Genomic DNA, 12,825 nt, shown 5'->3' on the forward strand with positions numbered 1-12,825 from the left:
CAGGCGGCGACGCTCGTCAGGGGCGATAGCGCTCCAGGATGTCGCTCGAGAGCTTCACGCCGAGCTCCTGGTAGCCGCGGAAGGTCAGGTGGACGCCGTCGCGCGACGCGCGCGGCGGGCGCTCGCGGTACCAGGCCTCGATCGAGCCCCTCCCGCCCATCGCCTGGTACGTGTCCCAGAACGCGCAGCCGCCCTCCCGCGCGGCGTCGCGCAGGACGTCTCGGACGACGGGCGTGCGCTCTGGCGCGTCCCTCCGGTCCGTGGGCGCGAGCACCAGGCAGTCGACGTCGGGCTCGACCCTGCGGATGCGGGCGAGCAGCTCGGCGAGCTGCTTCGCGTAGAGGGACGGATCCGTGGTGACGTCGCCCGCCTCGTTCGTGCCGTACTCGATCACGACGAGCTCCGGCGAGCGCCGCGCGAGCTCGGCGGCCCAGGCGAGCTCGCTCCACCGGAGCGGCGTCCCCAGGCGGGCGCCGTTGATGCCGAGCGTGTCGAGCACCACCCCGGCCCCGGCCTCCGGATCGCGCTCGACGACCAGCCCGCAGAGCTCGGCCCCGCCCGACGGCGCGACGCCGAGCTTCACCGCGCCCACGCTCGCCAGCCGCGTGTGCTGCAGCGCGCCGGGTGCCTCGCCCGCTGCCGCGCGGAGCACCTCGCTCGGGCCGCCCTCGATCGTCACCGCGACCTCGTCGGTCGGCGCGCTCGGGCGGAAGCACACGTCCCAGAACAGCCGCGCGGAAGGCGCCGCCGAGGTGAGCGAGATCTCCGCGCGCACCGGCGCCGTCTGCGCGCCGAAGAGGATGCCCCCGAGCCCGAAGACGCCGTCGTCGGCCGGCGTGGAGCCGCCCGGGGACTTCGGGCGGGTCCGCCACTTGCCGTCGGCCGTGAGCCGCGCGCCGTTGTGGCGGTAGGCGGCATAGCCGAGGTGCACGAAGCCGAGCCCGCCGTCGCCGAAGCGCCGCTGCAGCGCGGCGCGGACCGCGCCGCTCCAGAAGTCCGCCGCGGCGTGCGAGTCGCCGAGCCAGGCGATGCGCACGTGATCCCGGCGGCGACCCTGCTCGAGCGCGCGGAGCGCCGCGAAGAAGTGGGCGTAAGCCCCGTCCTCGGGGCGCAGCAGATCCAGCTCTGGCGGGCGCGCCGGCGCGGCCTCCGCGGGGCGCGGCGCGGCTGCTTCCGGGGCGGGGGCCTCTGCGAGGCGCGGCGGGGGCGACGGCGTGGGCGGCGCGGAGCCCACCTCGGGCGCGGGCGGCGCGACGTGCTCGCGCGTCGCGCTGCAGCCGAGCGCCGCGGCCTCGAGCAGCGCCGCGAGCAGCGCCGCGAGGGCGCGCCGCGACGCGGCGGAGGGGAGCCGCGCCGGCGCTTGCCGCCGCGGGGCGCGGCAGGACGCCGCGCGGCGCTCCGGGATCTCCGCGCGGGCTGCGGGGCGGGCTGCGCCCCTCACGACAGCGGATCCTCGATGTCGGGCTCGGCGTCCGCGCCGATGTCGATCTCCTGGCGCTCGCGCCGCTCGCGGACGCGCTCCTGGACGGCGCCGACGAGCACGTCGACGTACGACTCGAAGGGCGGGCACGCGATCCCCGCGGCCGAGAGCACGAGATCCGCGTTCCGGGCGTCGTAGCGCACCGGGGTCATCAGCTGCTCGACGAACGCGCGCGGGCTGCGGACGAAGCGCTCGATCCCGGGCGTACGGAGCAGCGCCTTGGCGAGGTTCGACGGGATGTGACCGCGCGCGGCGCGGCGGCCGCTCGCCCGCGCGATGAGATCGAAGACCCGCCGCGCAGACAGCGGGTGCGGATCGGTGACGTGGAGCGTGCGACCCGGCGCGAGGCGGCTCAGGCCGATCGCGTGCGTCGCGCGGACGACGTGATCGATCGGGACGATGTTGAGCGGCACGTCGCCGCGGCCGGGCATCGGGATCGCCATGTCGGCCGGCGCTGCCATGATGAGCAGCACCAGGAGGTACAGGCCGTCGAGCCGGTCGATCTCCCCGGTCGTCGCGTCGCCCACCACCGTGGTCGGCCGGACGACCGCCGCCGGCACGTGGCGCATCGCCCGCCGCACGAGCACCTCCGCGCGCATCCGCGTCTCCTCCACGGGGTTGCGGAACGCCTGGCCGGCCTCGAGATCGTCCTCGTACACCATCCCCGTCCGGTCCCCCGCGACGAACGCGGTCGATTGATGGACGAGGCACTGGAGCGAGGTGCAGGCGCGGGCGAGCTCGATCACCTCGGCCGTCCCGACGACGTTCACGGCGTGGGCGGTGCGAGGGTCGGCCCCGGCGTGGCCGACGTGCGCGAGGTGGTGGATCCGGTCGACCTCGCGGGCCAGCTGCCGGAACTCGGCGCCCGACAGCCCGAGATCCATCGCCGCGACGTCCCCCTCGAGCAGCACGAGGCGCTCGCGGTCCGCCGCCGGGAGCGCGTCGCGCTCCGCGCTGGCCTGCGCCGACGACTTCGCGAGCACGACGGCGACAACGAGCGTGCGCGGCTCCGACGCGAGGATGTGCTGCAGCATCTTCCGCGCGATGAACTTGGGGAAGCCGGTGATGAGCACCACGCTGTCGTAGCCGGGGCGAGGCATCGACTGGAGCTTACCGCAGCGGTGCGCCTGCTCCGCAGCTTTCCGCTGAGGCCGCCTCGGACCAGCGCGGGGGTGATGGGGGCAGCTGCCACGCTGCGCGCCGCTGTCCGGCCGGGGCGTGCACCCGCGGCTGCAGCCAGGGGCTTTCGCCATCCGCGACCGCGGCCCGACGGTTCCTCGCTCGGTCGATGCGATGTGCCCGGGAGTCGCCTCCTCGCGCACGAGTCGCTCGGCGACGAGGACCTCGCGTGCGTCGCCCGGCGCCCGCGCGGCGATTTTGCAGGTTCGTGGTCGATCGCGGCGGGAAGGCGCTACCGTTCGGGTCGTGATCGTGCGACCGAACTCTGCCGTGCGCCGCGGCGCTGCGGCGCTCCTGGCCATCGTCCTCGGCGTGAGCGCGGGCGCGCTGGGCTGCAAATCGCCTGGCGCGCCGTCCGACGCCGGCGCTGCGGCCCTGAGCCCCGTGCCCGCGCCGGCGGGGCTCATCGCCGAGGCGTTCCTCCCGACGCCCGACGCCACGTGGGCCAAGGCGCGCGCCCTCGTCGGCGGCTCGGCGGTGCTCCTCCCGAGCAGCGCCGGCGCCCTCGCGGCGTCGCTGCTCGGCTTGCCCATCACCGTCGCGTCCGAGATCGACGGCGGGGTGCCGGTGCTCGGCGCGGCCGTGGACGCCGCGGATGGGGCGCGCCCGCGGGCCGCGCTCGGCCTCCACGTGAAGGACGGGGGACGCTTCATCGACCAGCTCACGCGAGGCGAGGGGGCGCGCTTCCGCGCGAAGCCCGACGCGGCGACCGCGATCGCGCTGCTCGAGCCGCTCCAGGGCGCGAGCCCGGTGGCCCTCGGCGTCCTCGGCAACTACCTGCTCGTCGCGGAGACGCCGGGCGACCTGATCTCCCTGGGCCCCTACGTCGCGCGGACGATGCCGCAAGCGCAGGTGCCGAAGGAGGATCTCGCGGTCGAGATCCCGAGGGCCGCGCTCGAGGGTCCGGTGCTCAAGGCGGCTCGGAGCGCCTGGGACAAGGCGCGCGGGCCCGACGGCGCGCCGCGCGCCACCGCGGTGCCGCTCGGTCCGATGATCGAGAGCGCGCTCGCGATGCTCGGCGATCTCGAGCGAGCGCGCCTCACGCTGGTGCTGGACGAGAACGCGCACCTGCGCGTCTCCGGAACGCCGAAGGCAGGGGGCGGCCCGGCGTCGAAGGCGTCGGCCGATCTCGCCGTCGGCGACGTGAAGCCGCTGCTCGATCTGCCCGCCGACTCGCTCGTCGGGATCCTCGTCCGCGATCGGGCCGCGACGCGCGCCGAGAGCGTGCCCAGGCTCGTCGACGCCCTCGCCGGGCTCGTCGAGGGCGACCTCCCGGCCGCGGAGCGGGAGCGGCTCGGCGCCGCGATCCGCGCGGCGTCGGACGCGCGCGGCGACTGGTTCGCCGGCGGGCTCCGCTTCGACGGCGCGGGTCCCACGGCGTTCGTGCGCGCCGCCGTGGGCGACCGGGCCAAGCTCGAGGCCTCCATCCAGGATCTCCTCGGGACCGCGGAGCTCCCGCCGTTCAAGGCCGCGCTGCAGCGCGAGGGGCTCCGGGTCTCCGCGGGCAAGGCGGCGCTTCCGCTGCTCGACGGCGACGTGCGGCGGGTGCGGTTCGAGCGGACCGCCGCGGCGAGCGCGCCCGCTGGCGCGGGAGGGGCGCCGGCGCGCAAGGGGCCGCAGGGCGCGGGGCCGCAGGGCGGAATGGGCGGGCCCGCCGCGCAGGGAGCGTCGCTTCCGCCGTCGTCGATCGAGCTGCTCTACCTGGTCCGCGACGACGGCCTCTTCGCGTCGGTCGGCAACGATCCGGGCGCGGGGCTCCGCAGCGTGGTCGGCGCGCTCCAGGGAGAGCGCCTCGGCGAGGTCCCGTCCATGAAGACCGCGCTGGCGCCGCTCGGCTCGGACATCGCGTTCGCGCTGGTGGTCGAGCCGCTGCGGCTCGTCGCGAGCCGCCTCGGCCAGCCGGGCGCGGGCGACACTGCGCCCGTGGTGATCGCGGCCGGCGCCGCGCCGGAGAGCGCCGGCTCACCCGCCGCGTTCTGGGCGCGCGCCGACGTCGCCGCCACGGCGATCCGCGAGCTCGCCCGGCTCGGAGGCGTCTTTTGACGGGCGCGGCACGCGCGCGAGCGCTCGTCCTCGGCGGGATCCACGCGTTCCTGCTCGCGCTCCCCGCGGGGTGCGCGACCAAGGGGGGCGCCGATTGGGTCCACGACGGCTCGAGCGAGCCGCGGATCGCGCGCGGAGGCGGCGGCTGGCTCCACGAGCCCTCCCCGGACGACGGCGATCGCGACCGGGGCGCCGGCGGCGCTGTCGACGGCGCGCCCGGCGATGCGCCCGGCGCGGCGCAGGCCGATCTGGGCGGCGCCGCGGATGCGGCCGCCGCGCAGGGTGACCCCGTGATCCTCGTGCGCGAGCACGGCCGGCCCGCGCGCGCGGCGCCGGCGCCAGCGCCGGCATCACAGGCCGCGCAGGGGCTCGCACCCGGGATGTTCCGGAACACCTACTACGACTTCCCGAGCGAGGGCGAAGGGCCGAAGGATGCGGTCCTCTACGACGCTGCCTGCGCGCCGCTCGCGAGCGTCCCGCGCGCGTTCCACGATCAGGTCTGCGTCCAGGGCAGCGGCCGGCTCGCTTCGGGTGACACGGTAAGCTTCGCGCGGCGCGGCTGCGCGTGCGCCGATGTCTGCCCGCGCACCGGCCAGCAGGTCTGCTTCGAGCGGCTCGATCCGCGGCGGTTCCCGTATGGCCGAGGCGCGACCGGACGCCCCATCACGCCGCTGCGCACGGTCGCTGTCGACTCGAGCGTCATTCCGCTTGGCACGTCCCTCTTCGTGCCCGAGCTCGTCGGGCTGCCGCTCCCGGGCGGGGGCCGACACGACGGGTGCTTCGTCGCCGAGGATCGCGGCATCAAGGTCGTCGGGCGGCAGATCGACGTCTTCACCGGCGATCCCGCGGTCACCGCGCGCCTCAACGCGCTCTTTCCGTCGAACCGCGGCGTGCGCCCCGTGCTCGACGACGCGCGCTGTCGCGCGATCTTCGCCGCGCGGGGGGCCTCCTGAGCGCGGTCTCCCGCGGCGTCGCCGGGGGCGCCCGCGGAGGGAGCGCGAGGGACCGTAAGGCCGGCCGCCCTCCCGCGTGAAATCCGGAACCTGGCGCGGGCGGGGAGGTGATACGATTTCCCGCCTTCCGGTGGCCGAATGACCTCACGCGGCGTCCTCCCCGAGTCCGTCATCCCTCCGCCCTCGGAAGTCACGGACGCGCCGGACGAGAAGCAGCGGGCGCGCGCCCGCCTCGGGATGACCGTCAAGAACAAGTGGCGGATCGACTCGCTCCTCGGCGTGGGCGGCATGGCCTCCGTGTACGCCGCCACCCACCACCGGAACGGCTCGCGCGCCGCGCTGAAGATCCTGCACGCCGAGTTCGCGCGCGACGTCGGCATCCGCGAGCGGTTCCTGCGCGAGGGCTACGTCGCCAACAAGATCGATCACCCCGGCCGGGTCGCGATCCTCGACGACGACATCACCGAGCAGGACGAGCCGTTCCTCGTGATGGAGCTGCTCGACGGGGAGACCGTCCAGCAGCTCTGGAAGCGCAAGAGCCGGAAGCTCCCCGTCGCCGAGGCGCTCTGGATCGCGGGGGAGGTGCTCCTCACGCTCGAGAGCTTCCACGCGGAGGGCATCGTCCACCGCGACCTGAAGCCCGCGAACATCTTCATCACGAAGGACAACGTGGTGAAGCTGCTCGACTTCGGCGTGGCGAGGATGCGCGGCGCGCCCGGCGACAAGACCAAGGCGGGCACGGCGCTCGGGACCCCCTCGTTCATGGCGCCCGAGCAGGCGATGGGGCTGACCGAGGGGGTCGACGGGCGGGCGGATCTCTTCTCGATCGGCGCGACCCTGTACGCCGTGCTCAGCGGGCAGCGCCTCCACCAGGGGCGCTCGGACAACGAGGCGTTCATCCTCGCGGCGACGACGCCGGCGCCGTCGCTCGCGCGGATCGCGCCCGAGCTGCCCGCCTCGGTCATCGGCCTCGTCGACAAGGCGCTCGCCTGGGACAAGCGCAACCGCTTCGAGTCGGCCGCGCAGATGCGGCAGGAGGTGCTGCGCGTCCTCGAGGAGGTCGGCGCGTCCGTGCCCCGCCGCTCCTCGCCGACGAGCACGAGGCGCCCCCCGCCGGACGACTCGCCGACGGCCGTCGGGATGCGGGCGGCGGAGGAGCCCGCGCCTCACGACGAGCCGGGCGAGGCGGAGCCGGACGACCCCGCGGTCACGCGGCTCACCGAGGTGTTCCGCCGCATGGAGCGGTTGCTCCCGGCGGTGCGTCACTACGGCTGGACCCACCCGGACGCGGACAACAAGCTCCGCGCGACCTTCCAGGCGATGGTGGAGGCGCTGCGCGCGGACGGGAGCCTCGTCCACTGGACGCTGACGCCGTACGCGTTCGAGCATCGCCGGCGGACGGTGTGGGAGCCGTCGCACCCGCTCGACCTCGTCCCGTACAACCTCTTCGCGGCCGGCGTCCGGCGCGTCCAGCTGCTCCCTGGCATCACGGAGGACGAGCTGCGCGCCCTCTGCGAGGTGCTGCTGCTCGATCCGCTGCGCGACCTCGCCCCCGAGGACGACGTCGCGGCCGCCCTGTGGGAGCGCCGCCTCGAGCACGTGCGCTACGACGTGGTGAGCGTCTTCGTCGAGGGGGACGCGGCCGATCGCGAGCAGTTCTGGCACGAGGCCGACGACCTCGAGAGCATGGCCCGGCGCGCCGCCGAGGAGAAGGCGAACCGCGCCGAGGCGGCGGCGATGGTCATCGACACCGACGCCGCCGCGCTGCGGGCCGCGCGCCGCGCCGCGAGCGCGCTCGCGCTCGACCCGGTCGCGCAGCGCGCGCTCGGCACGCAGCTGGTCATGAGCCCGGATCGCTGGAGCGAGCGCTTCGTCGAGGTCGTGGCCGACGCCTTCCTGAACGCCAGGCGGTACAAGGACGTCGAGCTCGTGACCGAGCCGATGGCCGCGTCGGCGCGCGATCTCATCCTCGCGCGCCGCTTCGAGGTGCTCTTCGGGATGCACGACGCCATCGAGAAGGCCCTCGACGCGCTCGCGCCCAGGCAGCAGGGGGGCGCGCTCGCGACGGAGCTCGCCCGGGGGATGTTCCCGCCCGACACGATGCGGCTGCTCCTCCGCGAGGCGACGCGCGTCGTCACGACGGCCGCCCCCGGCGGCGCGGCGCAGCCCGCCCCCGTGGACCTCGATCTGGTCGCGCAGCGGCTCGCGCCCATCCTGCACAAGCTCGGCAGCGAGACCCTGCCCGTCGCCATGGAGGTCGTGGGGCACACCGGCCACGAGGCGCTGCGCCGCGCGCTGCTCGGCCACGTCGAGCGGACGCTGCCCGGGCACGAGGAGGGGGTCGTGGACGCGCTCATGACGCTGGACCTCGACGTGGCCCGCCCGATCCTCAAGATGTTCGCCGCGTCGCGGACGCAGGGCGCCCTGGGCGCGCTGAAGCGGCTCTCCGGGTGCGCGAACGCGGCGCTCCGCTGCGAGGCGATCGCGCACCTCGCGACGAGCCCCGAGCAGATCCGGGACGAGCTGCTCTCGCTCGCCGAGTCGGCGCCGCCCGACGTGCGCGTCGCGGCGCTCCGCACGCTGGCGCACCACCAGGTCCGCGCGGCCGGCCCGCTGCTCGTCCGCCGCGTGCAGGACAGCTCGTTCCACCAGCTCACGCTCGACGAGCGGCGCGAGTTCCTCGGCGCGCTCTACACGCTCAACCCGGCGCGCGGCGAGTCGGTCGCCGTCGAGCTGCTCCAGCGGCACGGCCTCCTCGCGGATGACGCGGCGGAGCAGACCCGCTGCCTCTCGGCGGAGCTGCTCGGCCGCGAGGCGCGCTCGCAGGAGGCGCTCGACGCCGCGCTCGCCGCCACGAAGCGGCGGCCCTGGAACAGCCAGGCGCTGCGCGACGCCGCGGGCGCCGCCGCCGAGGCCATCGCCGCGCGCCTCGGCAAGCGGATCTCGACCGCCGGCGAGGTCCCGTGATGGCGCCCCAGGTCGATGTCATCAGCCAGAACGTGTCGGAGAACATCCGCCGCGAGCAGGCGCGCGATCTCGCCGCCAGCGTGGTGCAGGCCCTCTTCCGGCTGGTGAAGCTCTCGACGCTGCACGCGATCGACAACCAGGCCATGGTGCGGCAGGTCGAGGAGACGGTCTCGCTCGTCCAGGACTTCGGCCAGCGCTCCGGTCACAACGTCTCGATCCTGTTCACCCGCGGCTCGGTGTTCGTCTCCGGGCAGCTCCTCAAGGCGAACCGCGCCGTCTACGAGGGCGCGCTCGAGCTCGGCGACGTCCTCGGCCGCTGCGGCTACTCCGAGATCGGCGTCGCCAAGGACGTCCGCGCGAGCGATCTCTACGCCCTCGCCTCCGCGCTCGCCGAGGCCCTCCGCAGCAGCAAGCCGGCGCTCGCCGACCGCCCGGCGCCGCGCGTCCGCCTGCGTGCCGTGGACGAGGCCGTGCTCCGCCGCGAGGTGGCGATCGATCGCGAGGGCGACGAGACCTCGGCGATCGTGCGCACCTACGCGACGGCGATCGTGATCATCCGCCGGTTCTACGACGACCTGCGGCACGGCCGGTACACGCTGCGGCAGGGCGTCAAGCGCATCACGCAGCGCCTCGTCGACCTCTCCGCGAACGAGACGCCGGCCTTCCTGGGCGTCACCGCGCTGCGCAACCAGAACCACGACGACGCCGGGCGCGCCGTGAACACCGCGATCCTGAGCCTCGCGATGGCGCGGCAGATCACGAGCGACGTCGTCCTTCTCCAGCGGCTCTCGATGGCGGCGCTGCTCTTCGACATCGCCCGGCCGCGCCTCACGGGCGCCGCGACGAGCGGCTCGGGCGGGCTCGTCCCGCAGCTGAGCGAGCAGCAGGAGGCGGACGTCCCGGCGGGCACGGCGGTCGTGCTGACCGCGCTCGGCCTCGTCAACGAGCCCAGCGTGATGCGCACCGTCGTCGCCTATGAGGCGCACTGGGTGCGCCGCCAGCCGGCGCTCGGCCCCGTCTACCGCGGCCTCCGCCAGCCGACGCTCCAGGCGCGGATCCTCGCGACCGCCCGCGCCTTCAACGACCTCCTGACCGCGGCCCCGGGCGAGGCGCCGCTCTCCGCCGACGAGGCCATCGCCAAGCTCGAGCGGGAGGCGGCCGATCCGGCGGACCGCGCGGTGCTGCGGCTGCTCGTGGGCGCGCTCGGCATCTTTCCGACCGGCACGCTCGTGGAGCTCTCGACAGGGGAGGTCGCGCTCGTCGTGCAGACGCCGGCGCACCCGGCCCGGTACTCGCAGCCGCGCGTCCGGCTGGTCCTCGACGCCGCCGGCGGCCCCATCCCGCGCGCGCTCGAAGTCGATCTCGCCGAGCGGCCTCGCCAGGGCGAGACGCCGCGGCACATCCGCCGGATCGTCGCGACGAGCGACGATCCCGCCGCCGCGTCGATGCGCGCCCACGCGGCGATCCAGGAGGCGCCGCAGGTGTCGCTCCGCTCGCCGGCGCTCGCGGCGGAGTCGCCGCCGGTCCGCAACGCGCCGGCGTCGCCGCTCGGCAACCTGCGCATGCCGCCGCAGCAGCAGATCACGCGGCCCTCGTCGCCCACGCTGCCGATGACCAACGCGCCGGCGAGCCGGAGGACGCAGCCGCGGGCCAGCGACGCCGCCCGCGGGCCCGCCTCGCCGCCCGAGGCCACGTTCGGGGGGCTGCCGGACGACGGCGCGGACGCCAGGATGCTCGCGGATCTGCCGCCTGCGCCGTCCGGCAGGCTGTCTCCACCCTTGCGGTCAGGGCGCACGACGGCGCGCTGGCCCGATCCACCGCATCTGGAGCCCGCCGCGGTGGCGAGCCCAACCTCGCCCGCCCCGGGCGCTCATGGAGAGGAGTCGTGGTCGGTGCAGACAGACAGCGATCCGGACGAGGTCCCCGAGGAGAGCGCGCGGCCGCCGTCGGTGCGCACCCGCGGCTGGGGAGATCCGCCGCAGCGGCGCGAGCGCAACCCCGTGTCTGATCTGCCTCCGTCGGCGATGGCCGGTCCGATCGCCGTGCTGTCGTTGCCGGGCGACCCGCCGACCGCGGAGGGCACGCTCGCGCGCACGCCGCTCGTCCACCTGCTCGTGTACATGCTCGACCGGCGCCTCACCGGCACGACGTGCTTCATCGACCCCGACGGCGTCCGCCACGGCATCTTCTTCAGCGAAGGCGTGCCGGCCAAGATCTGGACCGGGACGATCATCGCCCCGCTCGATCGGGTGATCCTCGATCTCGGCCTCCTGGACGAGGCGACGCTGCGGGAGACGCTCCGGGACATCACCAAGCGACGGGTGCTGCACGGCCGGCTGCTCGTCGCCCGGGGCCTGCTCGACAGGGAGACGGTGTTCGGCGTGCTGCGCGAGCAGCTCGTGCGCAAGCTCGTCGCGCTCTACGATCTCCCGCCCGCGACGCGTTACGCCTACTACGACGCCCAGAACCTGCTGTCGTCGTACGGAGGTCCGGAGCTCATCGGGTGCGAGCCCCTCGCGGTGATCATGGCGGGCGTCCGGCTCCACGCCGACGATCCGCTGATCGACACGACCCTGGACCGGATCCAGAACCGGCAGCTCGGGCTCCACGTCGAGGCCGAGATGAAGCGGTTCCAGCTCCATCGCGACGAGGCGGCCATCGTGGATCTGCTGCGGATGCGGCGCATGACGCTGGCCGAGCTGCTCGCCGCCGGCGTCGCGCAGGAGCGCGTCGTGCGGCTGATGATCTATGCGCTCGCGATCACGCGGCACCTCGATCTCGGCGCGCCGGGCCGGCGCCCCGTCGGGGTCGGCGGTCCCGCCGGGCCCGGCCGGGAGCGGGCCGCTGGCGCGCCCCCGGCCGAGGCGGGGCCAGCGCCCCAGCGCGAGCCCTCCGGCGCGGCGGCGCGCTCGCCGCGCCCCACCGCGGGCTCGACGATGCCCGGTCCGCGCCCGGCGCGCGGCGAGGCCGAAGGCCGCGCACCGCAGCGGCAGCCCGACGACGTCGCCGCGCCGTCCAGCAGGCGCGCTGGGGTCCCGGTCGCCCCGCGCCGCTCCACGGCGCCACCTCCTGCCGCGGGGCCGGAGGCGGCGTCGTGGACCGGCGCGCCGACCCCGAGCCCGGTGGCGCCCTTCGACCCGCGCGCGTCCGGCGGCGATCCGGGCGGCGGTTACCGCGGCGTGGATCCCAAGGCGCTGAGGCCGCCTCCTGCGCCGACCTTCGCCGGCGCCCGCGTTGCGCCGCCGCCCCAGCAGGCGCCCACCGTCAAGATGGCGGCGGTCGGCCCGGAGGGCAGGGCCGCGCGAGGGGCGGGGCGCGCCGAGGCGCCGTCGCCTGTGCCGCCGGCGCGCGCCGCGGAGCCGGCGAAGCCGCAGGGACCGGCGGCGCTCGCGCCCGATCTCCCGCCGCAGCCGCGCGCCGCGCCGAACCCCGAGCTCGCCGCGCGCCGCGCGGAGATCGAGGCGCGCGCCGCGTCGATCGACGGCGAGAGCTTCTTCGAGATGCTCGGCGTCGCGGAGGACGCCCCTCCGGAGCGCGTGCAGAGCGCCTATTTCGCGCTCGCCAAGCGGTGGCACCCCGACCGGACGCCGGCGGAGCTCCAGGACGTCAAGCCGCTCGTCGCGCGCGTGTTCGCCCGCATCAGCGAGGCCTACCAGACGCTGAGCGATCCGAAGCGGCGCGCCGAGTACCAGAGCGCGCCGAAGGAGGCCCCGCCCCCCGCCGAGGACGAGCAGCGGATCGCCCGCGCCGTCGACGCCGCGCTCGAGTTCCAGAAGGCCGAGATCCTGCTCAAGAAGAACGACCTCGCCGGCGCCGAGGCCCGCGCGCGGCGCGCGCTCAACGCCGACCCGGAGCAGCCCGAGTACATGACGTTGTTCGTCTGGATCCAGGCGCAGCGGCGCGGCGATCCGCCCGTGCTCGCGGAGGGGGCCACGAGCGCGCACTACGACGATCTGATCCAGACGCTGGATGCCGTCCTGGAGAAAGAGCCTCGCTACGAGCGGGCGCTCTTCTACCGCGGCATGCTCCTCAAGCGCTCGGGGAGGATCGACAAGGCGATCGGCGATTTCCGCCTGGCGGCAGAGCTCAACCCGAAGAACCTCGACGCCATCCGCGAGGTCCGCCTGCAGGAGATGCGGAGCCGCACGACGAGCGATCCGACGCCCGCGGGCGGCCTCCTCGGCAAGTTCTGGAAGCGCTGAC

The 12,825-nt window shown here is 75.5% G+C and carries 6 protein-coding genes; 4 read left to right on the plus strand and 2 right to left on the minus strand.

From position 1 onward, the window contains the following. Window positions 1-16: 16 nt before the first annotated feature. Both WMF34_RS04545 and WMF34_RS04550 read right to left on the minus strand, forming a co-directional pair. Complete coding sequence (locus WMF34_RS04545) at window positions 17-1,441, minus strand: GDSL-type esterase/lipase family protein (protein WP_437992515.1); 1,425 nt, start codon at window positions 1,439-1,441, stop codon at window positions 17-19. Continuing rightward, a complete protein-coding gene (locus WMF34_RS04550; protein WP_437992516.1) occupies window positions 1,438-2,580 on the minus strand; it encodes an SDR family oxidoreductase in 1,143 nt (380 codons plus the stop codon). The genes WMF34_RS04545 and WMF34_RS04550 overlap by 4 nt, the downstream gene beginning before the upstream one ends. Before the next feature lie 331 nt (window positions 2,581-2,911). On the opposite strand from WMF34_RS04550, the gene WMF34_RS04555 reads away from it, so the two are divergent. The 4 genes from WMF34_RS04555 to WMF34_RS04570 all read left to right on the plus strand — a co-directional run bounded on the left by WMF34_RS04555 (window position 2,912) and on the right by WMF34_RS04570 (window position 12,824). Beyond that, entirely contained in the window at window positions 2,912-4,702 is a 1,791-nt protein-coding gene (locus WMF34_RS04555) for a hypothetical protein (RefSeq protein WP_437992517.1), read from the plus strand. Further along, window positions 4,699-5,655, plus strand: coding sequence for a 3D domain-containing protein (locus WMF34_RS04560; RefSeq protein ID WP_437992518.1), 957 nt, complete (start codon window positions 4,699-4,701; stop codon window positions 5,653-5,655). Before WMF34_RS04555 ends, WMF34_RS04560 begins: the two co-directional genes overlap by 4 nt. Before the next feature lie 138 nt (window positions 5,656-5,793). Further along, window positions 5,794-8,622: a protein kinase domain-containing protein gene (locus tag WMF34_RS04565; protein WP_437992519.1), complete on the plus strand. Its 2,829-nt coding sequence runs from the start codon at window positions 5,794-5,796 to the stop codon at window positions 8,620-8,622. After that, window positions 8,622-12,824 carry a DnaJ domain-containing protein gene (locus WMF34_RS04570; RefSeq protein ID WP_012233490.1) on the plus strand — a complete coding sequence of 1,401 codons (4,203 nt, stop codon included), beginning with the start codon at window positions 8,622-8,624 and terminating at the stop codon, window positions 12,822-12,824. Before WMF34_RS04565 ends, WMF34_RS04570 begins: the two co-directional genes overlap by 1 nt. The last annotated feature ends 1 nt before the right edge of the window (window position 12,825 follow it).

This window comes from Sorangium sp. So ce145, assembly GCF_051525985.1.
In the GTDB taxonomy this organism is placed as follows: domain Bacteria; phylum Myxococcota_A; class Polyangia; order Polyangiales; family Polyangiaceae; genus Sorangium; species Sorangium cellulosum_B.